The following is a 23,990-nucleotide window of genomic DNA, read 5'->3' on the forward strand; positions in this document are numbered from 1 at the left end:
ACATTATTCTAACCTTTTTCATATTTTCCGGCTTCTATTGTTCATCCGAAAAATCAATTTGAAACACGCTATCTATAATTTGATCTAGGCCTTCTATATATTTTTGCTCCTTTTTATCAAATACTCTCATGTATGTACGAATCACCAAGTTGCCTTTTTCATCATGCAGAGTATCCATACTATAATGTACTTCTCGTTCCAAGAGTTTATATAATTCGACGGTGTATATTTTTTCTATATCATTTATAGTTTGATCTTCGCCTCTGTTCTGTTGATATTTTTGTCCAACAAGCGCAAAATGTTCTTTAATCCAGTTCTTATAATTACTGTCTTGTTGATCAATCATTCCAATATATTGGTTCCACTCTTCCGTAATTCCTGAGGCAGTGCTCTTTGCTATTCTTTCATAAATATCCTTATTAAGAATATTCATCATATGAAATTGAACCATTTTATTTAGATAACCAATCAAACCACTATCATCTTTTTCGATTGAATTAATATATGCGAGCGGAGTAATGCTCTTATTTCCAGCTAATAAATTTAACTCTACTAAAAATATTTCAAATGATATAAGAGCATAATTCTCTGTTTTACAAATTGAAATGGCATCTAAATCAGGAGTTCCTAATAAAAGCCGCAGTTGAGATTCTGGAATATTGTTTAACGAAAAGTCCTTCTTATTATCAACTGTAGGTATTTTTTCAGCATATTCTAGCAGTTCAGTTACATACTTCATCAATTCTTGCTTTGAATCATCTGAATTTACAAAAAACTGCAATTGATCATCAACAACAGCTACCGTTCCTCCGCCATCTCGTTTGTTCTCAGAAATAACTTTATCTTTCTCATCTCTTAGTTCTAATACTGTGGACTTCGGCAGATATACATTATTATCGATTAACATCTCAACCGGTACATCTAGTAAAAAAAGAAGGATAAGTGATGAAAACGACAGAATGTAACCTTCCTCATTTATGCAAGCTACATCATTGTCATAATCTATCCATTCTCTAATCAACAATGACGGATCTTTCAAGAATTCATACACTAAAACTATATAATTGGGACGTAAGCTTTGTGATAAAGAAAATAAACTTAATGGTACTTTTGATAAGTCTTTGTAATCTTTAATCAAATCTTGAATCTTGTTATTTCCGAAAGAGTTCTCTTTTAAGAAATTAACAAAGTATTCCCTCATCTTTTCTGGTTCAGAATCTTGAGGTACAGATAGAACTTTTACATTGTCATAATCTATCATTTTTCCAAGACAATATTCGGAAAAACGAGCATCCATAGTTTTTATCTGGACTATATTATACTGAATACTTTCATATTCAATAACCGCCCCAACTTTTTTTCCAATCCAACCTCGCTTTATAGCATTATCTGTTGGTACAATGAATAAATCATCTAAATTAAGTTCTGATTCTAAGTACTCTTTTGAAAGAATTCCCAAGGATACTCTTCTATTACCATCAACTTCATCTGCGATAATACATGTATTTTCATCAGATATTTCAACTTCACCATTGCCTTTTATATGATTTGTTGAGAAAAACCAATACGTACCATAAACTTTTGACTTAGCATTTTTATTAAATAATAATGATTTCCAATATGTCTTTTTGGCAGACGCTATATCACCACGCCGCTCATAGGCAACTGCTAAGTAAAGATTAATCTCAGGAGTATTAATCTCTTCTGCTGCTAATAATACCTCCTCAGAAATCTCTCTCTGTAAACCAAGTGAGCAATTTAATATATTGCCCACAACTGCCTTATCCTCCCTACATTCAGGAATAAGCTCATTCAAAATAGAAAGACCTTCAACCGTTCTATCAGTATTTATCAAGGAAAAAGCACGCAGTTTTTTTAATTTATGGTTGACAAATCCCTTAAGTTCCAAGGCCTGAAGAACATTCAGGCACATCTCATATTTTTTCCAATCAAACAAAAGGTGAGCAATTGCTATATCCGTTTGATTAGTAATATAAGACAACTGCCGATTATTCCATTTTTCCACAAGTACTTTCACGTCTTCCTCATCATGAAAAACTTGTATCTTATCAACCAAGAATTCAGCATACCCATTGCACAAAGCTTCATATTGTCTTATTAAAAGCTTTGCTTCATCATATCTATCCTCTTTTAGATAGGTTTCTATGTAAACTATAACTAATTCCGGATTTTGCATAATATCAGAAATTTCACTAATAAGCTGTTTAGCATTATCGGCACTAGTCTTTGCAAAATATGGAATCATAATACGTGGTTTTTTTGTCTTATTCCATATATCAATGACTTCTTTGTTGCTAATGTCTTCTCCATTTTCAAAACGGGCCAGAAAAATACTTTCAGCTAATTCTTCCTTAATTACTTCCGGAATATTCGAAACAATATCATTAACTCTATTGTTGTTACTAACAGATGCTGCTTGTAATAATATACGCCAATAAATCACTTGCAATTCCTTACATGTTTTGACATATTTATTTTTTTCGCCCCATAGCTTTTCAAATAAAGCTGACGATAGTTTTCTAGCTTCTGTCTCACTTTCACAAGTTATTATAGAATCTTCATAATGCCTAGTATCACTTAACAACTCTACAATAAAATTGGATTCTCTAACACCAATATTATCAATAACCTTAGCAACGCCTAAAATACCCTTGCCAAATATATAAATAATCTGGAGATTTTTAATCGTCTCATCTTCTTGCTTGAGCCCAGAAAAAGGCGTAATGTTATAGCATTCAACATTATCCTTTACCTCTTTAGACTCACTGAATAGCCATTCATCACCAATACTAATTCTCTCTACTAATTCTTTAAGGTCTCCTGAGACATTGAACGCTTCAATTTCATCTGTTTTTTTGCTCAAATAAGAAAAAATAACATTCTTCCGTACTGCATCCTCTCTTACATTTGGATTTTTTATATCATTTACAGAATGAAAATTGCTATAGTTTTCACCATTAAGAAGTGCCATATTTAGCACCATATTTACCCAAATATCAAGGCTTTCACTCTTTTCATGAAGAGCAGGTTGTATGCTCTCCAAAATGTAGAATTCGCCGTTCCAAAAACTATCATTAAGAATCTTAAAGATTGCATTCTCCTGACTAATCTGTAATGATCCCTTGGCGGATATAGCTGCCAATAGTTCATTCTTAGTATCTTCATTTATCGATTCAAAGCTGTTTATAATTTCTTTCGTATTTCTATCATTATTTTGAATAATTTGCTTAGAATCATCAGTCAAACATTTTTCTCTGTACTGCCTATGTTGTAAAAGCAATCCATTTAAGAATCCTCGAATAGCTTTTTTATCTAAAACAGTAATAGGGTATTCTAATTCTTTCTCAATTCTAATCATTTCAGAATTAAGATATTCACTATCAGTTTGATCTACATGCGCTTTCCCGGTATCAATAAAAAGACGTTCTATAGTCTGATCGTTTTTTATGAATTCAGCAAAAACAGGATTAGTTATAACTGTTCCATTATGCTTTATAAAATATGAGTAACAGAACCTTTTTATTTTTCGCCTATGAAATCTTTCTATAACTTTATTTTTAATCTTGTTCTTTCCTGATGATATTTCATCATTAAGAAAAAGACTTATTATATTATATGCAATACCTGCAGCCTTACCCCATTCAATAACCAATTTGCTCTCCTCGATTCACTCTATTATTTTTACTATAGTCCTTGTACATACTATATTTTTTCCAAATATCTTACCTTCTTACCATGTGCCTTTGCATACTCAATTTCAGAGCAAGTACTATCACCAATATATCCATTAACATTGATTACAAATATTTCATCTGCCATATCAATCTTGCGTTTATGCATATCATCCAGCATTTCTTTAGTCTTAGTGAGAATTCCTTCATCCATATTCTCCCAGACTTCCTGATCACCAGAATGTCCAAAGAGACCTACGCTAATAACAATGTTGCCTTCCAATGTAAGTCTCTTCTGTGCTTCCATAAACTGTTCTTTAAACCTTGTACTTCCGCAAAGAGTAACAACAGGATACTTACCTTCCATAGCTGTATCTAATCCTCATCAAATGTATCTTTTATGATCTTCTCTATTAGTTCCGTATCTATTCCACCGTTTTCGTCATCATATGTGACGATAAGATTCTTGCCTTCCACAATGCCATTCTTCTCATAGAACTTCTTCTTATCTTCCCAACGCTTTCTGTACTGAGGATCTGTCATCATGCCGCAATGCTCCCAGTACCAGACAACTCCGGTATCATAATCCTCGACCTTGAAATCAGGGCGCTTAATCTTATCCTCCAGCTTCAATTCGGGCTCGTACTCATAGTCGATATGGTGATAATACAAAGCATTTGCAATAGCCACCTCTGACTTGCTACGTACAAGCTCTCCACGAGCTGTTCTATGAATCAGCTTATCCTCATAGAATTTTCCGCCGACTTCGACAATCTGAGGTCTCAGATCAGGCCCTTCATCCTTAAATACATCAGCAAATAGATCCGTAAACCTTGTAGCTATATCTGAATTTGCATCTGTCGAGTAATTAAGCAGATGATAAGGCTCTTGATTATACAGGATAATAATCTTGTTAAGCTGCCTTGTAAGGGCTGTATAAAGCATTTCACATTGAATTGTCTCTTCGCACGTTTCAAATCTTTTTGTTGATACACATTTTCGTCTATAACCCGATTCATTACATTATCCACTGAATCAGTATTAAGAAGACGCATTGTTTCTCGCGTTTCAACGAACCAAAGCAAATTGCTTACATTCCCTGCGCTATACTCTATATGTCATTCTTCCTTTTCGTTTTTATCTTCTTTTTCAAAACTCATGATGTCGCCAATGTTGCAATCCATGTACTCGCAAATTTTCTGAAGAACATCAAGAGAGACATTTTCACCTTTGCCCATTTTAGCCATAGTAGCAGAACTAATATTAAGCTCTGCAGCAAGATCCTTCTTGTACATGTTTTTGTCAATTAGCATTTTCCATAAGCCGTTATAAGATATAGCCATATTTTTCCCTTTCACTAAGTTGCGCACATAGCGCAAAACAAAAAATACATATCCAGTGAAAAGTATATCACAGCGCACCTCAAAAGTCACGGTAGATCTTTAGAAAGTAAAAGACAATATTTTGCTTCTCTAAAACTAATTTCTCAAATCAAAATTTTTTACCCCTACATATGTGTTTGAATACAATTCTATCAAGAGCACTGTCCCATTATATGGACTCGTAAACTATTTTTTCTACTCTTCCCGCCCTTCGCGCGGCACCATCTTCGATGGTGTTAGGGCGCGTCTTCGCAAAGTGGCGAGCAGTGCTTTTTTGTACAAAAAGCTACTTTCCGCTCGTTGGTGGCACATCCCCAATCCCCTTGAACAAGCTAATCGCTTGGCTACGCAATTCTTCCGAATCGCTGTTTTCTGATGTTGGAATTTTCTTCAGAAATGAAAAAAAGAGGGAAATCCATAAGTCTTAAACCTACAGATTCCCCATTAGAATTATCGAGTGATATTGTGTTTTCTGACACGTTCCTTCTTCTGTTCTTCATCACTTTTAAGGAACTGATCGATATCATATTTTGCTCTTTGAATCTCCTGCATATCTTTCTTAACCTGACGATATTCACCGTACAGCTTTTTCTTTTCTGCAAGGATCTCTGCATACTCCGCACTTAAATCTTTTACCTTTGGTAGCTTCTTCAGATGAAGCTCATCAAAGGCATTCTTGGCAGCCTTATGAAGCAGAATTTCCTGCCTATGCTCTTCCAGAAACTTCTTTCTGTATCCGCATATACGTCTTTAGTCTTAAAGTAATCAAAGATATGTTTCTTCAAGACCTAAATCTCAGCAAGTCGCTTCTCCTTTTCTTTGATGGAAGCTGATAATTCTGTATAGTGGGCTGTTGCTGTTTTCACATTTTTCTCCAGATCATCATAGCTTCGGATGTCATGCTGCTTCAGATATAAAACTGCCTTGGCTACCTGCTTTGTATTAAAGTTCTTGGCAAAGCGAACATAATATTTTCCCTTTCCCTGAGCCAGCTTCTTTTGAATATCGATAAGAAGGTCAAACTCATGATCTTCCTTTTTCCGCTGATAAGTCTTTGGCTGCTTTTCGGCTTTTTCATTATCATAGAAAGCATGCTCCATCTCACCGGCAAGAATCTTCTTAAGGTCATCTTCTGTATAACCATCACCCAGAGAGCGCAGCCGGATGAAGCGCTTATGATCTTTTCCCTTTAGAGAAATATGCTTTCCACGCTTAATCTCGTATCCGGCATCTTCCAATTTATAAAGCAGCTCATTAAAATCTTTTGCGCTGCCTTCCTTAAGAATCTTATCAATCGCATCTCTAATATCATCACGGAAAGATTTCTTCTCAGGATAAGTTGTTCGCTTAACACGGTCACTTGGCTTCTTCTTTTCTATAACAGATAAGCCATGCTCCAGGCAGATGATATCCGATAATCTCTGCAAAGCAAGACCAACAAAAAAGAAATCTCTAAACTTATGGGTGCAATCAAGACTCGTAGAATTAAAGATGATGTGATTATGAATATGCGCCTTATCCGTATGAGTCGCTACGATAAAAGCATGATTGCCTTTGGTAAATCGCATGGCGGTTTCATAGCCTACCTGATTCGCTTCCTCCGGTGTGATCTCTCCCGGCTTAAAGGATTGCCTGATTTGATAAGCGATGATATTGCCCCTGGGATGTCTTCCTGTCAGACGCTCATATTCTCTTTTTGAGAGCATGAATTCTTCATCAACACTCTCAGCCTGGCAGGCGTATGAACTGATGAATTGACCATTTTCGATCTTCTCTCCATTCTTGGCATAATCTGTTCTATCGCTGAGAGACTTCGCTACGCTTTTACCTTTATTCTGGTGCACCGTGATAAGTCTTGTAGCCGCCATGCGCATTCACCTCCTTTCCTAAATCGTAGACAAGCGCTTTAGTATTTCCTTCATCACTTTCCAAAGTTCTTCCTGATGAAGTCTGATATCATCGATATCTTCTTTGTAGATACTGCCGGTTTCATTTGCTTTCTTTGCATACTGAATCACGTTAGAAGATGTGATGCCAAGAAAGCCTTACGGCCTCTTTGACATCACTTAAATCCATCTGGATGAGATAACCATCAATCGCCATTTTGCGAAGATATGCACTCTCATTTAAGATGCCGATTTCTTTCTCCCTCTCACGAATCAGCTTTGCTTCCTCAGGAGTAGCAAAGAAATGAAACTGCTCCGTTCTGTTATTCATGACTACATCTCCCTGCAGGGGCGAACCACAGGAGTCTTCTTCTCAGTTTCCGGTATTGGAGCCAGCTTCACTTTTTCCTGCTGCTCTTTTATCTTCTCCATCACAGAAGCCTTGGTATCAGCAATGATATCCTCCTGATCTGCCTTTTCATTGATTTCTGCAAAATCCGGCACAGGAGCTGCAGGCACATTATTTATGATTCCATCAAATGAATTATCATTCTGTTCAACCATATCCTCGATGCCACGCATATGATTTCTGCTGATAGATGGACCTGCCCCAACATCCTCTATCGGATCAATGGACTCAGGAATCTGTTCCTCTACTGCATTTCCTGTGACTTCATCCCATTTTCTGATTTTCTTTACCTTTGCCATCTGGGCGCTCCTTTCTTCGGATACTTTTTATACTGCTTGTATTGACGAGGTGGAAAAAGCTTATCCGCACTCTTTACAGGCTCATAAGTCTCAATCAGATCAACAATCATATCCTTGATTTCAGCCATAAAGTCTTCCGATGCAATATCCTGTTTTTCCACTTCCAGAAGTTTCTGCTCCCACTCAGCTGTCATAGATGCTGACTGAATCTGTTCCGGCATTACGGTAATAAGAGAAGTTCCCTTATCGGTAGGAACCAGATATTTCGTCTTCTTATTTCCCTGTCGTTCTACGAAACCGATACGAACCAGCTTTTCAATAACACCAGCTCTTGTTGCAGGCGTACCAAGACCTTTACGTTCTACCTCATCCGGCATATCTTTACTCTTAACCTTCGTGAGATCACGAGGCACCGGAATATAAGATGTCATTTCTTTTCCTCCTTAATGTGCGTGGAATATTGATCTTGCGATTGAACCTGTCTTAAACAAGGTAAATGCAAGAAGTAAGGTAATACCAAGGACGTTCCACAAAGAGCCCATGATATCTGATGAAAATGAAACTGTCTGAACCAGGGCTGCATAAATTACTACGCAGACCATGATTAAAAATTCCTGGAAGCCAAGTGCAAAAAGGGATCTCAAATAGTTCTGTCCAATCATGCTCTGTTCTCTGTTGCCACAGGTTGCAAAAGGAATCGGAGCAAGGCTGATAGTCAAATAGATTTCTATCATTCGACCATAAACAATAGCCCAGATCAGAATTGATAAAATCTCAAATAAGGACTTCACCGCAAAAGACTGTAGGAATATACCAAGCAATGGCCCGACACCCATTGCTTCTAATGTGCTTTGCATGATTGCCAGCGTTGAACCGTCCACTGCGGTACTTCCGGTAATAAGTGATCCTGATTGACTGACCACATGTTGTGCTACGTCAAAGACTGCCATGGTGATATTAAAGGTATTTGTAATAAGCGTTACTGCTACAAAGATCTTGAATACCCACTTGAAAAAGATCCAGGTTTCAAAGTTTGCCAGGTTATTGTGAGCGATGACCAGCTGTATCAGTTCATAGCAGGCAATAAACGTAAGGATAATTCCTGCTATGGGTAGAATCACATTCTCCGACAGGTTCCTGATGAGGTTATAAACCGTAGGCTGGAACTGGTCCGGAGTCTGTGCTACCTGTGCTGTTACTTCTCCAATCTTCTGATTCAAGGTTGAAAATGTAGACGTGAGATTATCCATAATCCCACCTACCAGCATGTCTTTGAGCCAATCAGTCAGTTTTTCTAACAAACTTTCCAACGATTGCCTCCTTTCTCAGAGAAGGGCAGCTTGTTACACTGCCCTTCCTGATTTTTGTTTTTGATAGGTCGGATTAAAAAAGTCCGGAAAGAAGTGGAACAAGTGTAGTACCGATGAGGGCAACTCCACCACTGGCCATGAGCTGCTTCATGCCCTGTGACTTTACTGATGTGCGATAAAGAAGTAATAGAAGTGTAAAAAATTTTGCCGTTCCTATCCGGCACTTAGCTCTTGTGTCGGATAGGTCGGGCGGTTATTCGGGCAAGTCTACCTTGCCAACAAAAGAATAATAAATCTCAATGTCCTGTCTGCGGGTCTTGTTCTCGTCATAGCCGCACTCATGCACAACGATTTTCTCTACAAACTCCCGCAGCAGAGTAGGGGTAAGTTCTTCAAAGCTGGTATGCCGCCGGACAACATTCATAAACTTTTCTGCGTTCACGGTGGCTTCCTGTGCTTTGGAAAGCTCCGCTTGGATAGCGGCGGCTCTTTCTTTCAGTTCCCGTTGCTCTGCTTCATAGTCTGCCGACAGCTCTGTGAAACGCTCGTCTGATATGCGCCCGGTCACGCTGTCCTCATACAGCCGCTTGAAGATAGCGGATAACTCGGCTATGCGTTTCTCGGTGGCTTCCAGCTCCTTTTTCTTGGCGGCGTTCCTGCGCTTGCCCCCGTCCTCGTTCTGCTCAATCAAGAGCTTCATAAACCGAGCTTCATGCTTTGCCGCATAGCTTGTCACTTTCCGCAGATTGGAGAGTACGCCAGCGGTCAAGAGGTCGGTGCGGATAAAGTGCGCCGTACAGTCATGGGTGCGTTTCTTGTAGTTGCCGCAGATATAACAGTCCTGCTTGCGCTTGTCCGTCTGGTATCGCTGCTGATACATGACACTGCCGCAGTCCGCACAGAACAGTATGCCGGAGAACAAGCCCACTTCATCATAGCGGTTGGGGCGTTTGCGCTGCTTGCGAAGTTCCTGCACCCGTTCCCATGTCTGGGTGTCTATGATAGGCTCGTGGTGGTTCTCGAAAATCACTTGCTTTTCCAGGGGATTTTCTACACTGTGCTTGACTTTGTAAGAGAGCTTTTCTGTCTTGAAGTTTACCAGACAGCCTGTGTATTCCCGGTTTTCAAGGATATGCACAACGGTATTGGTCGCCCACTTGCACTCATAGCCGGGGTGGTAGCGGCGGGCGCTGCCCGTCCTACGGTATTCCAGCGTCCCCGGCGTGGGGATTTGCTGCTCTGTGAGCATACGGGCTATCTTAGTCGGACCGTTCCCGGCAAGGCAGAGGTTGTATATCTGCTTGACTACGGGTGCAGCTTCCTCGTCAATAATGAAATTTTCGTCCTCGTCCATGAGGTAGCCATACACAGGCTTGCTTGTGATGGGCTTGCCACTCATGCCTTTTGAGCGTTTTACTGCTTTGATTTTCTTGCTCGTATCTCTCACCAGCCATTCGTTAAAGATATTCCGCAGCGGGGCAAAGTCATTGTCGCCCTGTGCGCTGTCCACTCCGTCATTGATAGCGATGAAGCGGACGCCTTTCTGTGGGAAAATCATTTCCGTGTACATTCCCACTTGCAGGTAGTTTCGCCCTAACCTCGACATATCCTTTACGATAACTGTCCCGACTTTTCCGGCTTCAATGTCCGCAAGCATGGCTTGAAAGCCGGGTCTTTGAAAGTTCGCACCAGAATAACCGTCATCCGTGTACCAGCGCAGATTGGAAAAGCCGTTCTGCTTTGCATAGGTTTCAAGAATACGCTTCTGGTTGGAAATGGAATTGCTCTCGCCTTGCAGCTCGTCCTCATGGGAAAGTCTTGGGTAAAGGGCGGTAATTGGTTGTTGGTTGGTCTGTCTTAACATAAAATCCTCCGTTTCCGACAGCCAGCCCCACTATTCCGTACCTTGATTGTACCACATGGGGCGGCTGTCTGTATAGCGGCAAAAGCGTCAAATCTGCTTCTTTATGGTCGGTCAAATCGCCGTTTTTTGTGTAGCAGCTTCCGCTTCCAGCACTTTCATCATCTTGTCTGCTGCGGTATCGGTTGCGCCCTGCTTGAAGAAGCCGGAAACGGTAAGGACGGAGTTGCCCATGCGGATTTCCGTTACACAGTCCGGGCGGCGGTCTGTTTTGGTGGTGCTTGTCTGTTTGGTTTCTGTCATAGGCTCTCCTTTCGCTGCTTCATCAGTTGCTTTAATCGTTCCAGCTTTTCCTGTGCGGTTTCCTTTCGGAAGTTGCTGCCCGTGAAGCGGACGGGGGCGCACATGGAAGTCAGCCTGTCATAGATACGGGCGTGGGGCGTGTCCTGCGGGTGCTGCAATTCCTCCAGCGTGAGGTTGGTCGTGGCGATCAGCGGCTTGCCGCTTCGGTAACGGCTGTCAATCACGCTGTAAACCTGTTCCAGCCCGTACTCTGTCCCTCGCTCCATACCAAAATCATCAAGTATCAGCAGGGGGTAGCTGCAAAGGCGGGAAATATACTCATTCCTGCCCTCAAAGCTGGCGGAAAGGTCATTCAGTATCGTTGCAAAGTTTGTCATACAGACGGCAACCTCTTTCTCCATAAGGGCGTTGGCGATACAGGCAGCAAGGTAGCTTTTTCCTGTCCCCACGCCGCCCCAAAACAGGTAGCCGATATTTTCAGCCTGCATGGTTTCCCAGCTCTCCACATAAAAGCGGGCGGTTTCGGTCTGCGGGTTTCTGCCGTTGTCATGCTCAAATGTCCAGTTCCGCATAGAGGGGTCGATAAAGCCCCGGCGTTTCAAGTCCTCCACTTTTTCAAGGTGCTTCTGTCGGCTTTCGGCGGCTTGCTGCTTTTCACGGGCTGCCCGCTGGCAGTCGCAGTCTGTTGGGTGGCGGTCACGCCCGAAACAGGTCTTTCCCTCTGCAAAGTAGGCTTCTTTGGGCGTATGGCACTTGCCGCAGTATAAAAGCCCGTCCTCGCCTGTGTAGTCCTCCGCTTCGGCGGTAGTGGCTGTAATGTCCGTAATCATAGCTTCAATCTCGTTTTTCATAAGCTCTCGCCCTCCTTGCATGAATAATCGGGTATGCCCTGTTTCGGGGCAGCCTTGCCTTTGGCAGCGTCCTCCTGCGCCCACTTGTAAATGGTGGCTGCATGGCTGTGGTACTGCTTCCCGGTGGAAGCGATATGGCAGGAAAGCCGGTCAATATAATACTCCCACTTGTCGGGCAGCTCTGTTTTCAGCCCGGAAAGCTCTGTATCGGTCAGTATCACATTGTTGTATCTGCCATAAGCGGCGGGGGCGGGGTGTCCCGTTTCTCCCTCTCTCTCTTTTTCTATCTCTATCTCTTTCTCTTTCTCTAACTCTATCTCTATCTCTGGTGGACGAATGTCGGACAAATGTCCGTCTTTTGTCCGGGGCGGTAAAAGTGCCTTGTTTTCCAGCCTTGCAGCCCGTTTTCTCTCGGCTTCGGTAGAGGACTGTCCTATCATCAGCTCAATGTCGGTCATATAGAAAGCCCCGCTGTCAAGCTGCTCCACAAGCCCCAACTGCCGGAAAATCTCTAAAGCCCTCTCAACTGTCCCTATCTGGTGGCGGGTCAGTGTTGCTATCATCTGCGCTGTGTAGGGGATATGCTCGTCAAGCTGCAATTTCCCGCCGTTTTTCAGCGATTTTAAGTACAGCTTCAAGAGGATATTGGAGTATAAAATCCCGTCTTTCATATCTTCCAGCAGCACAATGGAGTCGCTGTCAAAAAAGTTCTCTTTCAGCTTGAGGTAGTAATATTTGCGGTTATCTGCCATTGTCCCTGTCCCCCTTTTTCCGGCGTTTGGAGTAGTAGCGGGGGCAGAGTATGATAACCGCCCGGAAGCTCTGCTTGCAGCTATGGGTACAGCCCCGGCAGAGGTCGTTGTATGTGATACGGTCGCAGGTGGCATTCCCGACTTTCACTTGCCGCAGGAAAAAACACCATTCCAGCCGCCGTTTCTTGCTCATTCTTGGCATGGGTGCGCTCCTTTCTGCCGTTTCCGCTGGTGTGGCGGTATCGGCGATAATTCTGTATCATCTCGGTATCATTTTCGGGGTTTTTCTGCCCTGTAAGCCAGTTAAAAAATCCTTTGGTATTGCGGATAGGGTACGGGGCAGCCCCCTTGTTCTGTATGGGTTCAGGTACATTTGGGGACGGTTTTTTATCGCTCCTGTTCCTGCCTTTTCACAGGCTTGCGTTCCCGGCGTAAAATCTGGTCGATATTGCCCTTGACAGTCTGTAAGCGGCGGTATTCCTCCCGTTTTGCCCGGTAATCGTTGTAGCCGCTGTTTTTCTCTTTGATAAGGCTTTCAATCTCTGCTTGCAAGGCTTTATAGCCCGGCAGCTTGGAAATGCCGTTCTCCCTGAAATAACGGGCGGTTGCGTCTGCTATGATAAAGTCGCTTTCGTGCTTCTGTCGGTAGGCTGCTTTTGCTTTGGCGTTTTTCTGCTGTTTCAGCCCGTCCCGGACAGGGCGGGTCTTGGAATAGGCAAGTACCTGCCGTTGCAGCTCCTTTTTCCTGTTCAGCGTCTTTTCCACCTGCTTCAGCTCTGTAAGGCTTTCCTGCATGGCGGCATAGGCGGCAGAACAGGCTTCGTCCAGTTCCTCCGGGGAGGAAAAGCCGTACTGCTGGTAGGCGGTAACGGTAGCCGCCATCTGCTTTAGGTTGTGCTTTGCCGCCCAGCGGTCATAGCCCACGCCCTTGCCCTCGGCTCGCTTGGCTTCCCGGTCAACCATGCGCTGCAAGGTGTTGTCTGCCGGGGCGGTTTTTGCGGTTTTTTCCTCCTGCAAGCGTCCCTTTTGGGTATGTGGGTATTCCGGTATGGCTTTAGGCTTTTCGGCGGCTCTGTGGGCGTTCTGCGTAAGCAGGGCAAGGACAGCAGCCTTGTCAAAATCGTCCCCCAGCTTCCGGGCTGTGATAGGCTTTGTTCTGTCCGGCGTGAGGTAGGAAAGCCGCCCCCGGCTCTCCTTGACGGTCACGCCCTCCCGCAGCAAAAGGGAAGAAAACTCGTCAAAGCTGGTAGCTTGGGAAAGTGCCTGCCGTATCGTCCGGCGCAGCTTCGCCTTGTCCGTTTCAAACTTGGTGGGCTTGGTCGGTTGTCCGGCGGCTTCTCTGGCGGCGTTCTCTTTATCAAGGGCAAGCTGCCCTTTCTTTGCCGCCCAGTATTCCCGTTCTGTTATCCGTTCCTTGCTGCCGTTCAAGAGGTCGATTTGGTAAAGCCCCTCCCGGTGGCACATCTCCATAACTTCACTCTTGAAATATTCCATAGCGGCGTTGGTACAGCGGTGCTTGCAGCCCTCCCGTGTGTCGGCTGGTCTGTCCATGTAGGGCAGAAGCGGGACTTCATAAATCCGCAGGGAGTTGAGGACGATATGCACATGGATATTCCCGCTGTGGTTATGCCCGTCCGGGTGGGTGCATACAAGGGCTTGGTGTCCGGGGAAATGCTCTTTACAGAACTGCTCGCCCAGCTCCTGCGCCCGGTCTACGGTCAAGCCGTTGTCTGTCCCGTCCCGTGGGTCAAAGCTGATGATATAGTGGTGGCTTTTCACATCTTCCCGTTTTTGGTTTTTCTCATAGCGGAGATTGGCTCGCATACAGGCAACGGCGAAATCCTCGCCCCCGCAGTTAAGGGAAGAAATGCGGTAGTCCTCCCTCGGTATCAGCCGCCCGTTTTCATCAAGGGTGGGCTTCATGGTAAACTCGTCATGCTCAAATGTGAGGTAGGCTTCCGCTGCGCCATAGTCGGCATTTTTAGAGCTGATATGTTTGAATGTTGCCAACAGCATCACCCACTTTCTGCAAGACTTCAAACTTTAGGGCAGCAAGGTCGGAAACCGCCGCCCGTACTTCCACGGCAAGCTGCGGGTAGGGACTGTGCCACTCGTTCAGCGTCCGGGCTATCTGGTTTAAGTTGCCGCCGATCCTGCCGTATTCGGCGGTCAGCTTCCCGACAGCGGCAAGCAGCTCGTCATTGACGGGGGAAACGGTTATGATGGGGCGTATGGCTGCCCCGGTTATGGCTTGCCGGATAAACTCGGCTTGGCTCATGTTGCAGGCAGAAAGCCTTTCCGCAAACTCGGCGTATTCTTCCTCGGTCATGCGTGTCTTGACTACCCGGCTGCGGTGCGGCGTGTTGTATCGTTTTCGCATGGTAAAAACCTCCTTTCGGCTGCCGCATGGCTGCGGCGGGATAAGCGGCGTAAGCCGCATAAGCAGGGTTTGGGGAAGGCACTCCCCAACAAGATTCCCGCAGGAGCAAAATGAGCGAAAAGCGAATTTTGGTACTGCGGTAGAATCTTGCTCTGAAAAACTCCGGCGTTCCCCGGCTCCCGTCCTTTCCGCTAACAAAACGTTTCAAAAGGGCTTTGCTACCCGCTATTCCGGCTTATCTTGAAAATTTTCCTTTCACTACCTACAACACCACGCAAAGCAAAATGGACGGAGATTTTTAGAATTTCCCCTCTATTCCCTACAACACCACGCAAGCCGGAATAGGCGGACAATGGCAGTATTTTTTTCTTTGATACCCTCTACGGATAAGTAAGGGATTTTGCCAACTGCGGCGGCTATTTTCCCTTTTGTTTTTTCATACTGGGGATTTTCAAAAATGCCAAACAGGAACGAAAAAAAGCAGCAAATCTGTTGAATAGATTTACTGCTTTCTGGTTGCCGGCGAAGCGGCGGTTATTCAGTTGTAGGCGGTAGGGCTATCTCCCAAAGCGGAACTTGAAAATAGCTGTGAGAAGCGTCTGGGTGATGTAGTCCTCTGTATCTTGGTCTACCCGTCCATTCACACGGGCGGCACATTGTATGCGGCGGCGGTAATACTGCAATACAGTTCCCACCGCTTCCGGCTCCCCGCTGGCGGCTTGGACGATTGTTTCATAGGGGAGAAGCCTATTATTTCTCATATGCCATTCCCTCCATTTCCGCTTGGAGCTGCCGTAGGGCTTTTCGGATATGGTAGCCCGCTGTGCTGCGGCTGCGCCCGTACTGTCTGCCAATTTCGTGCTGTGGAATACGCTTGAAAAAGGACAGGTAAATCATTTCCCGCTCCCGTTCGTCCAGCCGTGACAGGGCTTCCGCAAGTAAACCGCTGCTGAAAATGACCGTATCGCCGCAAAGGGTAAGTATGTATTCCTCGTCCGGCTCCGGGGCTTGGAAATATTCATCTGTCGTGCCTAAAGGGTAGTGCTTTTCGTCTGTGAGGTATTCAAGGGATATTTCTCTTTTGTGCTTCCTGCTCCGTGTCCTCGCTGCGTTGATCGTTGCATTTCGGATAACGACTTTGCAAAAGGCATGGAAAGTGTACTCGATATGTTCCCGATATTCTTCTGTACAGGTCATGGAAAATCCCCCTTTCCTCCCAAAAGGGCTGTGGCTGGTTAGTAGTTGCTTTTTATGATAGTAAGGGGCGGCAGCACTTTAGGCTGTCGCTCCTTGACTGCCTAACTGCAAAACCGGGCGGGGCTGTCAACGGCGGGCGAAGCCCGTTCATCTTGACCGTTGACTGGCTCGGCCGGGTTTGCTATTTATCCGGCAAACTTGAATTTATTTTAAGCTATCACGTTTTACCTTTTTAAGCCTTACTATCATTACCATAGGAATTTCTTTATTGTTTTTGAAACATTCTTCATAAAATCCATCAATGACAAATCCAGCTCTGAAACAAAGGTTAAAAATATCTTGTATGGAACGATGATAATAAATCTGCTCCTCCGGCTGCCCTTCGATCGCTATATCATAGTAACTGTGCGGTGTCATATATTTTTCAGTCAATGTGATAAAACAAGGGTGCTGCGTTGCAAAGACAAAAATCCCGTTTTCCTCCAATAGTTCATAAACAGCCATAAAAAGCGGTTCAATATCCGTAATATCCATAATTGCCATATTAGAAACTGCTTTCGTAAAGGCTCGATTTCTTTTTAATCCTAATAAGCTTTCTCTATTGGTCGCATCCGCTACGCAAAACTCAATTTGTTTTGCATATTGTGATCGCCGTCTTTTAGCCAATTCTATCATTTTTTTGCTGTAATCAAAAGCGACGACCGAAGCGCCTCTCTGTGCAAGATACGAAGAATAATTTCCATTGCCGCACGCAATATCCAAAATGTAATCCGAAGGATCAGGAGAGAGAAGTTCCGTTACTTTGGGACGTACTACCTCTCTGTGAAATTCATTGGATTCGTCACCCATTGCATCATCCCAAAATTGTGCGTTTTTCTCCCAGATCTTTTTGCTTTCCTCTGTTCCCATGTTCTCTCCCACTCCCAAAATTTGCCTTTTTGCTTCCATTAAATCTTCCTTACTATATTCCATTGTTACCCTCCATAACTTCTGATTGTTGCCGTCTTGACTATTATGTATCTTTTCTTTCCAAAATGGTATAGGCTTTTATTTTTATAATGCTGCAAAACTTTTCTTCTGTAAGGTATTCAAAGGATATTTCCCTTTGCCGCCGCTATTGGAAAGCCAAAAGCAGCGGCTTTTTTACGCGATATGACCGAAAAGACTAGAAAGCAGGATATGTCATCATTTGTCATTTCTTCTCAATGTAATAACTGCATGGCATATCAAGCCAAATACAAGAGAAAAACAGCCACCGCCAAATAGTGATGCTCCCCACCCTGCACCCGACATTGTCATAAAACCGCCAACAAAGAAAATACCAATGCCAAGAAATATCCCGACACCATAAAAAAGTCCAATTGCCATATCATACTTATTAAATTGTCGTTTCTCTTTTTTTCACATGTTTCCATTTTTGTTATTACCTCCTTCGCAAAATCGTCCATGTGGACTCCAAAAAGAAAACAAATTTTTTTCAACGTATTTAAATCGGGTTCATTAACATCTCTCTCCCAATTCGATAGCGCCTGCCGGGTAACATTCAATTTCCCAGCCAGTTCTTCCTGTGTCATTCCCGATTGTGTTCGCAGATGACGTATTTGCTTTCCTGTTGTAATATCCGTCTGTTTCTGGTTCAAAATGGTTCCTCCTCTCTGATGCTGATTTTATCAATGATATTTCGCAATAGCCAGCAATGAACGTTTGCATTGCGCAAGATGTTACATTATCTTCTGAAACATATGCCGGATCTTGTCTAAACGGCTGTTCGGGCGGCGTGGCTGAAACACAGGCTCGCCGGAAGTTTCCTGATACCCTTTTAATTCTGTAATGCAGACACTTCTTCCATTTGTATAAAAATTCAAATCATTTCTATATTCACCAATACAACGGGCAGGGATTTCCCCCTTAAAAATAACTTCATCTTTTTCAAGTCTGGTTGATTCAATGATTGCGCAATACTTTGGTGCGTCATTATAAGCCCGTGAAAGATATTCCTGCGGTGCAAAAAGGGTAAAGGAAAGGTATGGTTCCAACAGTTGTGTTCCTGCTTTTTTCAATGCCTGCTCCAACACGACAGGCGCAAGAAAACGAAAATCAGCGGGGGTGCTGACCGGGCTGTAATAAACTCCATAATCAAAACAAATTTGGCAGTCTGTCACTCCCCAGCCATATAAGCCCTGCTCCATTCCATAACGCACACCCTCCATGACGGCATTTTGAAAACTTTGGTTTAAATAGCCGAGAGATACCTCGCTTTTATATTGTGTTCCGCTTCCAACAGGAAGCGGTGTTACAGTCAAACCAATAGATGCCCAAAACGGATTCGGCGGCACTTCAATATGAATCGTGTAGCTCGCTTTTTTTTGCGGTCTTTCCAGATAAATAACCGAAGGCTCTTTCATAGCCACGCCCACATGATATTTTTCTTCTAATAGCGAACAAATAACTTCTAACTGTACTTTTCCCAAAAAAGATAATATAATCTCATGTGTAACAGTATCAATGTCAAAATGCAAAAGAGGGTCTGTATCAGCAATCTCTGTGAGGGCATTTAACAGGGCTTCCCTTTGCTCCGGCTTTTGCGGCTCTACCGTTGTCCGAAGTAATGGCATGGGATTATCAATCCGTGTTTTGTGAGGCAGGAGTTTTTCATTTCCCAGAATGTCGTTCAGTTTCAAAGTATCATCAGCTAAAATAACAATTTCTCCCGGACAGGCATGGTCAACCGGGACGATTTCACCATTTGACGGAATACACATTTCTGTAATCTTTATTTTTTCCTTTTTTGACAGCAGCAGGGTATCCCGTAAATGGAGCGTCCCATGATACAGGCGTAAATAAGAAAGCCGTTTTTTCCGCTCTGTATACTCAACCTTAAAAACATATCCACATAATTCAGACTGAATATCGTCTGTTTCTGTAATGAAAGTTTCTGTAATCGCTTCAATCAGTTTTTCTGTTCCTAAATTGTCTTTTGCACTCCCATGATAAACAGGAAACAAAGAGCAGCATCTGGTTCTTTTGCACTTTTCATATTGTAATTCCTGTATATCCAAAGAATCCTCTGCAACATATCGTTCTAATAGTTCATCGCTTCCGGAAATAATCATATCCCATTTGTCCAAATCAGAAATATCGGTCATGGTTATCTTTGGCGACAGGGAAACCTCCTGCATGACAATCATATCACTGGTAAGTTTATCTTTAATGCTTTGGTAAACACGCCGCAGGTCGATCCCATTTTGGTCTATCTTATTTATAAAGATAATTGTCGGAATGTCCATTTTCTGAAGCGCATGGAATAATATACGGGTTTGTGCCTGTACGCCGTCTTTTGCCGAAATGACTAAAACAGCTCCGTCAAGGACAGATAAAGAGCGGTATGCTTCGGTTAAAAAATCCATATGACCGGGAGTGTCCACGATATTGATTTTATAATCATTCCAGCAAAAAGAAGTAACCGCTGTCTGAATGGTAATTCCGCGCTGCCGTTCCAAAATCATAGTGTCTGTTCTTGTAGTTCCTTTATCCACGTTTCCTTGTTCCGCAATCGCTCCACTGGTGTACAGCAGGCTTTCCGTCAATGTTGTTTTTCCTGCGTCTACATGGGCGAGAATTCCAATATTGATTATTTTCATGTGATTGTCCTCCTTTTACAGCCCCAAAAGGGCATAAAAATCCCCAGCAGTAAAATACTTTTACCCCTGGGGATTATAATTTGCGGACATACACATATACAGCATACACCTGTTTGTGATTGCTGTTTTTCGGATATGTCAAAATTGATAAGGCAAAAGTATTCTTAAATTGGGTACAAAAAACCAAGCCCCCACAAAAGGGACTATCATAATCCTTTGTTCCCACTATTTGATTATAGTTTTATTTAAGAATACCTTGCCGCATATTTTTTACTCCTTTTTTGGAATGATGCTATTATATCACATTAGTTTTAGGAAAGAAAGTACCTAAAAGAAATTTTTCTTCCCCTTATATGTAACAATCATACCGACTTTCTGGCGTTCAGAATGGTTTCTGCTGTCTGCTGTGGTGTTTGGTTGGAATTGTCCAGCCAAAAGCCGATCCGTGGTGTTGTCTGCATAAATGTATCGTATAAGGTTTCAACCGTAAAGCCGGAATAGCCTGTTTTCTCCCTGTATCGTTCCCTTCCTTTTATTGTTTCCACATCTGGACAAAGAACGACAACCTCAACAGGGTATTTATGCGGCACAAAAAATATGTACATGTAACTAATTCAACACATTTATAATTTGAATAGGGACATTATAGCATTTACTAAATACAAATTCAATGTATACGGAAATAAAGATATAAGGAGTGGGAAGGATTCCGCCGTAGTCGGCATTGTAGGAAAATCCAAAAGTTTAGATTTTCCCACAATGCTTATCTTTTGGTCTTTGGTTCGGAATAGTGTAGTGCTGGCGGTCTATCTCTTGTTTTCGGTTGCTTGCTTCCTTACCGTACATGAGCATTTGCTCCAGGGTTGTCATTGCCGTAACCCTCCATAAGATTTACAACACCCCAAATTCCGAGACCTGCACCAAGTGCGATAACGAGTGTCTGAAGTACGCCTACTGCTGAGTTGAAAAATGCCATAATAAAATTCTCCTGTTTTCTAAAAAAAAATGTTTTTGGTTTCTTTGTATTTAGTTGTCCTTCCAAAGCCCCGTCGACTGAACTTTGAAAATGCGCGCATTAAAAAAAGCCCCTAATGCAACTGCGTTAGAAGCTCTTTCTCAAAATTAAAAAACTACAACAAAAAAGCACCAACCATAATAGATTGATGCTCTCTTGCTTTCATGATTAGTCAAAATCATATGGATTGCTGGAACACATCCAATCAAGCGGATACATGACACCATATTCCGCCTCGAATTCAGCCTGACGTTTTGCACGCTTCTTAGCTTGTTTTGTCAATGCTTTCTTGGACTGTTTCTTAGTCGCCTGATCATTAGCAACTCTTGCCTTGTAGGCCTTGTTGTTTGGATTATGCTGATTAGCGTAATTATCCAATTCTTTTTGACTGTGTGTCTTAGATGATACACCTTTTGCCATGACTATTATCTCCTTTCTACCTGAATTCCATAGCAGCAACCACGCACCAGATAGCGGACAATACTGTCACCTTCTTAGCTGAATCTGAAAATCAGATTATCCGTGCATTTATTGCTTCTCAGGTTTGGAGACTAATTTTTACCGAAATAAAAATTATCAATAACATTTTAGCCAAGACATCAGCTCTTATCAACCTCGAATACTTCGTATTCATCATTTGGGTGAAGGACAAGCTTTCTGTTTAAATACTTCTCAATATCAAACCAGTTCTTCTTGTCATAATCTGCTGTCAATGGATAGTTTGGATGTTTCGTCAGGTCATACTTATCTGAGAGAAAAGGCCTCACACCTCTCACCTGCACAATACATTTACTGCCATCCAATGGAACTGTCCACAGGTCTTACTGTAATAGCATCATAGCTGTCATTCATCTTATCAACTCTACGAGCAGTATGTTCAACATCAGCTCCTCTAACAGCAAGTTCAGCCTTTAAAGCATCCTGGAAACCTTCTTTGAAACGTTCATAATCCATATTCAATTTTCTCCTTTTCTTTGACAGTTTTAATAGAAACACCGGCGCGCGCTTTCCGGTTTCAGACAACAAAAAAAGCGCCACACACGACCTTGAGGTTTTGGTCATGTGGACGCTTAAATCTGCTTCCTATTCTTCTGCAAAATCAGCACCACCAGCTTAGCTGGTGGTTTGCTCTGTCCCTGTAAGGGACTATTGCCGGCTTGGACCTCAAAGGTCCTACGAAAATAAGAGCCCCAACCGCACCTTATTTCCTGGCTAGTCCTTACAAGGACTTTTTACTTGCCCTTGATTACTAGCTCCCCCGTAAACGGGTCGATATATTCTTTAAGACTTAATTGGTCATATGCTTGATCATCCATGAGCTGATTCTTTATATACTCTTTGATTTTCTTCGCATTTTTTCCACATGTGTCTACATAGTAACCTCGACACCAAAATTTACGATTGCCATATTTATACTTTAAATTTGCATGCCTATCAAATATCATTAACGAGATTTTTCCCTTTAAATATCCCATAAATTCTGAAACACTTATATTTGGTGGTATTCTTACTAACATGTGTATATGGTCTGGGTAACATTCAGCTTCTATTATTTCTACACCGTTTCTCTTGCATAGTGTGCTTAATATATTTGCCACATCTGCTTTTATTGCTCCATAAATTACTTGCCTTCTGAATTTTGGTGCAAATACAATGTGATATTTGCACTCCCACGTTGTGTGTGATAAAGTATTTTGTCCATTTTGGGATACCTCCTTTGTTATATGTAGTGCGGTTTAGGACCCACACTTATTATAGCATTGGAGGTTTTGTTATCTAGGGCTAAAGCCGGATGGGGAACCACCCGCAGAGCAGGTGGTTTTATTGTATAGGTATACAATAAATAACCCCACCAAGTAGATTGTACTACTTGATGGGATCAACTCACATAATATATTCAATTTTACAGTAACATTACTACTTCGACATTAATGTTATCCCATTGATTTTTCCGTAGATATCTACCATAACTTTTCCTATACCTCTGTGCTTCTTCAAAACTTAATCGCTTTGTAAATAGATGAACTTCATCGAAAGAACGTTCGCCTACTTGTTTGCGATTGCTGCCTGTGCTGCTGCCAAACGTGCAATAGGTACACGGAATGGTGAGCAAGATACATAGTCAAGACCGATCTTGTGGCAGAACTCAACGGAAGAAGGATCTCCACCATGCTCTCCACAGATACCAACATGAAGTGCCGGGTTGACTGGCTTACCAAGTTTGATAGCAGTCTCCATCAACTTACCAACACCTGTCTGGTCTAACTTAGCAAATGGATCGTTCTCAAAGATCTTCTTGTCATAGTAAGCATCTAAGAACTTACCGGCATCATCACGAGAGAATCCAAATGTCATCTGTGTCAGATCGTTTGTACCAAAGCAGAAGAAGTCTGCTTCCTTAGCGATCTCGTCAGCAGTAAGTGCTGCTCTTGGGATCTCGATCATAGTACCAACTTCGTACTCTAATGTAACGCCTGCTGCTGCGATCTCAGCGTCTGCTGTCTCAACAACGACTTTCTTAACATACTTCAATTCTTCCACTTCACATACAAGTGGGATCATGATCTCAGGCTTAATGTTCCAGTCAGCATGCTCTTTCTGAACTTCGATTGCTGCGCGGATAACAGCCTTTGTCTGCATCTTGGCGATTTCAGGATAAGTAACAGCAAGACGGCATCCTCTGTGACCCATCATTGGGTTGAACTCATGGAGTCCATCGATGATTGTCTTGATCTGCTCTACAGTCTTGCCCTGAGCATCTGCTAACTTCTTGATGTCTGCTTCCTCTGTAGGAACGAACTCATGAAGAGGTGGATCCAAGAAACGAATGGTAACCGGGCATCCTTCCAGGGCTTCGTAAAGAGCCTTGAAATCTCCCTGCTGATATGGAAGGATCTTCTCAAGTGCTGCTTCTCTTTCTTCTACAGTATCAGAACAGATCATCTCACGGAATGCTGCAATTCTGTCTTCTTCAAAGAACATATGCTCTGTACGGCAGAGTCCGATGCCTTC

General features: G+C 42.8%; 27 protein-coding genes and 2 pseudogenes. All 29 read right to left on the reverse strand.

Annotation, left to right across the window (positions count from 1 at the left end; all coding sequences use genetic code 11):
* Positions 1-34: 34 nt before the first annotated feature.
* Positions 35-3,673, reverse strand: coding sequence for a PIN domain-containing protein (locus tag DW183_RS11970; RefSeq protein WP_118282562.1), 3,639 nt, complete (start codon positions 3,671-3,673; stop codon positions 35-37).
* A gap of 50 nt (positions 3,674-3,723) precedes the next feature.
* The gene (locus DW183_RS11975; protein WP_118282566.1) at positions 3,724-4,059 is read right to left on the reverse strand and encodes a hypothetical protein; all 336 of its coding nucleotides are present in this window, start codon (positions 4,057-4,059) and stop codon (positions 3,724-3,726) included.
* Between the two features lie 8 nt (positions 4,060-4,067).
* Positions 4,068-4,637, reverse strand: coding sequence for a hypothetical protein (locus DW183_RS12565; RefSeq protein WP_147403382.1), 570 nt, complete (start codon positions 4,635-4,637; stop codon positions 4,068-4,070).
* Entirely contained in the window at positions 4,532-4,807 is a 276-nt protein-coding gene (locus tag DW183_RS12935) for a BrxA family protein (RefSeq protein WP_118282574.1), read from the reverse strand. Before DW183_RS12935 ends, DW183_RS12565 begins: the two co-directional genes overlap by 106 nt.
* Positions 4,808-4,810: 3 nt before the next feature.
* Complete coding sequence (locus DW183_RS11990; RefSeq protein ID WP_026508810.1) at positions 4,811-5,035, reverse strand: helix-turn-helix domain-containing protein; 225 nt, start codon at positions 5,033-5,035, stop codon at positions 4,811-4,813.
* A gap of 827 nt (positions 5,036-5,862) precedes the next feature.
* Positions 5,863-6,942 (reverse strand): relaxase/mobilization nuclease domain-containing protein, encoded by a 1,080-nt coding sequence (locus tag DW183_RS11995; RefSeq protein WP_330416408.1) that lies wholly within the window; start codon positions 6,940-6,942, stop codon positions 5,863-5,865.
* 151 nt (positions 6,943-7,093) lie between these two features.
* Positions 7,094-7,291, reverse strand: coding sequence for a plasmid mobilization protein (locus tag DW183_RS12940; RefSeq protein ID WP_330416409.1), 198 nt, complete (start codon positions 7,289-7,291; stop codon positions 7,094-7,096).
* A 2-nt stretch (positions 7,292-7,293) separates the two neighbouring features.
* Entirely contained in the window at positions 7,294-7,668 is a 375-nt protein-coding gene (locus DW183_RS12005) for a DUF4316 domain-containing protein (RefSeq protein ID WP_118282578.1), read from the reverse strand.
* Entirely contained in the window at positions 7,656-8,099 is a 444-nt protein-coding gene (locus tag DW183_RS12010) for a DNA topoisomerase (RefSeq protein WP_330416410.1), read from the reverse strand. The genes DW183_RS12005 and DW183_RS12010 overlap by 13 nt, the downstream gene beginning before the upstream one ends.
* A gap of 12 nt (positions 8,100-8,111) precedes the next feature.
* Complete coding sequence (locus DW183_RS12015) at positions 8,112-8,978, reverse strand: VirB6/TrbL-like conjugal transfer protein, CD1112 family (protein WP_118282582.1); 867 nt, start codon at positions 8,976-8,978, stop codon at positions 8,112-8,114.
* Between the two features lie 73 nt (positions 8,979-9,051).
* The gene (locus DW183_RS12900; protein WP_118282604.1) at positions 9,052-9,195 is read right to left on the reverse strand and encodes a Maff2 family mobile element protein; all 144 of its coding nucleotides are present in this window, start codon (positions 9,193-9,195) and stop codon (positions 9,052-9,054) included.
* Between the two features lie 36 nt (positions 9,196-9,231).
* Entirely contained in the window at positions 9,232-10,842 is a 1,611-nt protein-coding gene (locus DW183_RS12025) for a recombinase family protein (RefSeq protein ID WP_118282584.1), read from the reverse strand.
* A 111-nt stretch (positions 10,843-10,953) separates the two neighbouring features.
* On the reverse strand, positions 10,954-11,142 hold the full coding sequence (locus DW183_RS12030; RefSeq protein WP_002569233.1) for a transposon-encoded TnpW family protein: 189 nt from the start codon (positions 11,140-11,142) through the stop codon (positions 10,954-10,956).
* Positions 11,139-11,993, reverse strand: a complete 855-nt coding sequence (locus tag DW183_RS12035; RefSeq protein WP_118282587.1) for an ATP-binding protein — start codon at positions 11,991-11,993, stop codon at positions 11,139-11,141. The genes DW183_RS12030 and DW183_RS12035 overlap by 4 nt, the downstream gene beginning before the upstream one ends.
* The gene (locus tag DW183_RS12040) at positions 11,990-12,745 is read right to left on the reverse strand and encodes a phage replisome organizer N-terminal domain-containing protein (RefSeq protein ID WP_118282590.1); all 756 of its coding nucleotides are present in this window, start codon (positions 12,743-12,745) and stop codon (positions 11,990-11,992) included. The genes DW183_RS12035 and DW183_RS12040 overlap by 4 nt, the downstream gene beginning before the upstream one ends.
* A complete protein-coding gene (locus tag DW183_RS12570; protein WP_199649464.1) occupies positions 12,735-12,947 on the reverse strand; it encodes a hypothetical protein in 213 nt (70 codons plus the stop codon). The genes DW183_RS12040 and DW183_RS12570 overlap by 11 nt, the downstream gene beginning before the upstream one ends.
* A 185-nt stretch (positions 12,948-13,132) precedes the next feature.
* Complete coding sequence (locus tag DW183_RS12050) at positions 13,133-14,755, reverse strand: relaxase/mobilization nuclease domain-containing protein (protein WP_118282606.1); 1,623 nt, start codon at positions 14,753-14,755, stop codon at positions 13,133-13,135.
* Positions 14,727-15,125: a plasmid mobilization protein gene (locus DW183_RS12055; protein ID WP_118282593.1), complete on the reverse strand. Its 399-nt coding sequence runs from the start codon at positions 15,123-15,125 to the stop codon at positions 14,727-14,729. The genes DW183_RS12050 and DW183_RS12055 overlap by 29 nt, the downstream gene beginning before the upstream one ends.
* 557 nt (positions 15,126-15,682) lie before the next feature.
* Positions 15,683-15,886, reverse strand: a complete 204-nt coding sequence (locus tag DW183_RS12060) for a helix-turn-helix domain-containing protein (protein WP_002602095.1) — start codon at positions 15,884-15,886, stop codon at positions 15,683-15,685.
* Entirely contained in the window at positions 15,876-16,322 is a 447-nt protein-coding gene (locus DW183_RS12065; protein WP_002602096.1) for an RNA polymerase sigma factor, read from the reverse strand. The genes DW183_RS12060 and DW183_RS12065 overlap by 11 nt, the downstream gene beginning before the upstream one ends.
* Before the next feature lie 204 nt (positions 16,323-16,526).
* A complete protein-coding gene (locus tag DW183_RS12070; RefSeq protein WP_002602097.1) occupies positions 16,527-17,294 on the reverse strand; it encodes a class I SAM-dependent methyltransferase in 768 nt (255 codons plus the stop codon).
* Between the two features lie 213 nt (positions 17,295-17,507).
* Positions 17,508-17,962 (reverse strand): annotated as a pseudogene (locus DW183_RS12075) (helix-turn-helix domain-containing protein).
* An 81-nt stretch (positions 17,963-18,043) separates the two neighbouring features.
* Entirely contained in the window at positions 18,044-19,963 is a 1,920-nt protein-coding gene (tet(32), locus tag DW183_RS12080; protein ID WP_002602099.1) for a tetracycline resistance ribosomal protection protein Tet(32), read from the reverse strand.
* Positions 19,964-20,798: 835 nt separating this feature from the next.
* The gene (locus DW183_RS12090) at positions 20,799-20,939 is read right to left on the reverse strand and encodes a Maff2 family mobile element protein (protein ID WP_118282597.1); all 141 of its coding nucleotides are present in this window, start codon (positions 20,937-20,939) and stop codon (positions 20,799-20,801) included.
* A 207-nt stretch (positions 20,940-21,146) separates the two neighbouring features.
* Positions 21,147-21,398 (reverse strand): hypothetical protein, encoded by a 252-nt coding sequence (locus tag DW183_RS12095; RefSeq protein ID WP_243069581.1) that lies wholly within the window; start codon positions 21,396-21,398, stop codon positions 21,147-21,149.
* A 179-nt stretch (positions 21,399-21,577) separates the two neighbouring features.
* A pseudogene (locus DW183_RS12945) lies at positions 21,578-21,781 on the reverse strand (VirD4-like conjugal transfer protein, CD1115 family); the annotation flags it as partial.
* Positions 21,768-21,932, reverse strand: a complete 165-nt coding sequence (locus DW183_RS12480; RefSeq protein WP_158573087.1) for a hypothetical protein — start codon at positions 21,930-21,932, stop codon at positions 21,768-21,770. The pseudogene DW183_RS12945 and the gene DW183_RS12480, both read right to left, overlap by 14 nt.
* A 278-nt stretch (positions 21,933-22,210) precedes the next feature.
* Entirely contained in the window at positions 22,211-22,702 is a 492-nt protein-coding gene (gene tnpA / locus DW183_RS12105) for an IS200/IS605 family transposase (protein ID WP_118282602.1), read from the reverse strand.
* 322 nt (positions 22,703-23,024) lie between these two features.
* Positions 23,025-23,990, reverse strand: a 966-nt coding sequence (locus DW183_RS12110; protein ID WP_305793759.1) for a putative PEP-binding protein, incomplete at its 5' end; no start/stop codon positions are given.

Origin of the sequence: Roseburia sp. AM16-25, assembly GCF_003473825.1 — a bacterium.
Lineage (GTDB): Bacteria > Bacillota > Clostridia > Lachnospirales > Lachnospiraceae > Pararoseburia > Pararoseburia lenta.

Excerpts from the sequence above, each read along its gene's own strand:
- DW183_RS11975 (WP_118282566.1), bottom strand. The coding sequence starts at position 4,059 with ATGGAAGGTAAGTATCCTGTTGTTACTCTTTGCGGAAGTACAAGGTTT.
- DW183_RS12565 (WP_147403382.1), bottom strand. The coding sequence starts at position 4,637 with ATGCTTTATACAGCCCTTACAAGGCAGCTTAACAAGATTATTATCCTG.
- DW183_RS11990 (WP_026508810.1), bottom strand. The coding sequence starts at position 5,035 with ATGGCTATATCTTATAACGGCTTATGGAAAATGCTAATTGACAAAAAC.
- DW183_RS11995 (WP_330416408.1), bottom strand. The coding sequence starts at position 6,942 with ATGGCGGCTACAAGACTTATCACGGTGCACCAGAATAAAGGTAAAAGC.
- DW183_RS12940 (WP_330416409.1), bottom strand. The coding sequence starts at position 7,291 with ATGAATAACAGAACGGAGCAGTTTCATTTCTTTGCTACTCCTGAGGAA.
- DW183_RS12005 (WP_118282578.1), bottom strand. The coding sequence starts at position 7,668 with ATGGCAAAGGTAAAGAAAATCAGAAAATGGGATGAAGTCACAGGAAAT.
- DW183_RS12010 (WP_330416410.1), bottom strand. The coding sequence starts at position 8,099 with ATGACATCTTATATTCCGGTGCCTCGTGATCTCACGAAGGTTAAGAGT.
- DW183_RS12025 (WP_118282584.1), bottom strand. The coding sequence starts at position 10,842 with ATGTTAAGACAGACCAACCAACAACCAATTACCGCCCTTTACCCAAGA.
- DW183_RS12030 (WP_002569233.1), bottom strand. The coding sequence starts at position 11,142 with ATGACAGAAACCAAACAGACAAGCACCACCAAAACAGACCGCCGCCCG.
- DW183_RS12035 (WP_118282587.1), bottom strand. The coding sequence starts at position 11,993 with ATGAAAAACGAGATTGAAGCTATGATTACGGACATTACAGCCACTACC.
- DW183_RS12040 (WP_118282590.1), bottom strand. The coding sequence starts at position 12,745 with ATGGCAGATAACCGCAAATATTACTACCTCAAGCTGAAAGAGAACTTT.
- DW183_RS12570 (WP_199649464.1), bottom strand. The coding sequence starts at position 12,947 with ATGCCAAGAATGAGCAAGAAACGGCGGCTGGAATGGTGTTTTTTCCTG.
- DW183_RS12055 (WP_118282593.1), bottom strand. The coding sequence starts at position 15,125 with ATGCGAAAACGATACAACACGCCGCACCGCAGCCGGGTAGTCAAGACA.
- DW183_RS12060 (WP_002602095.1), bottom strand. The coding sequence starts at position 15,886 with ATGAGAAATAATAGGCTTCTCCCCTATGAAACAATCGTCCAAGCCGCC.
- DW183_RS12065 (WP_002602096.1), bottom strand. The coding sequence starts at position 16,322 with ATGACCTGTACAGAAGAATATCGGGAACATATCGAGTACACTTTCCAT.
- DW183_RS12070 (WP_002602097.1), bottom strand. The coding sequence starts at position 17,294 with ATGGAATATAGTAAGGAAGATTTAATGGAAGCAAAAAGGCAAATTTTG.
- DW183_RS12090 (WP_118282597.1), bottom strand. The coding sequence starts at position 20,939 with ATGGCATTTTTCAACTCAGCAGTAGGCGTACTTCAGACACTCGTTATC.
- DW183_RS12095 (WP_243069581.1), bottom strand. The coding sequence starts at position 21,398 with ATGGCAAAAGGTGTATCATCTAAGACACACAGTCAAAAAGAATTGGAT.
- DW183_RS12480 (WP_158573087.1), bottom strand. The coding sequence starts at position 21,932 with ATGGATTATGAACGTTTCAAAGAAGGTTTCCAGGATGCTTTAAAGGCT.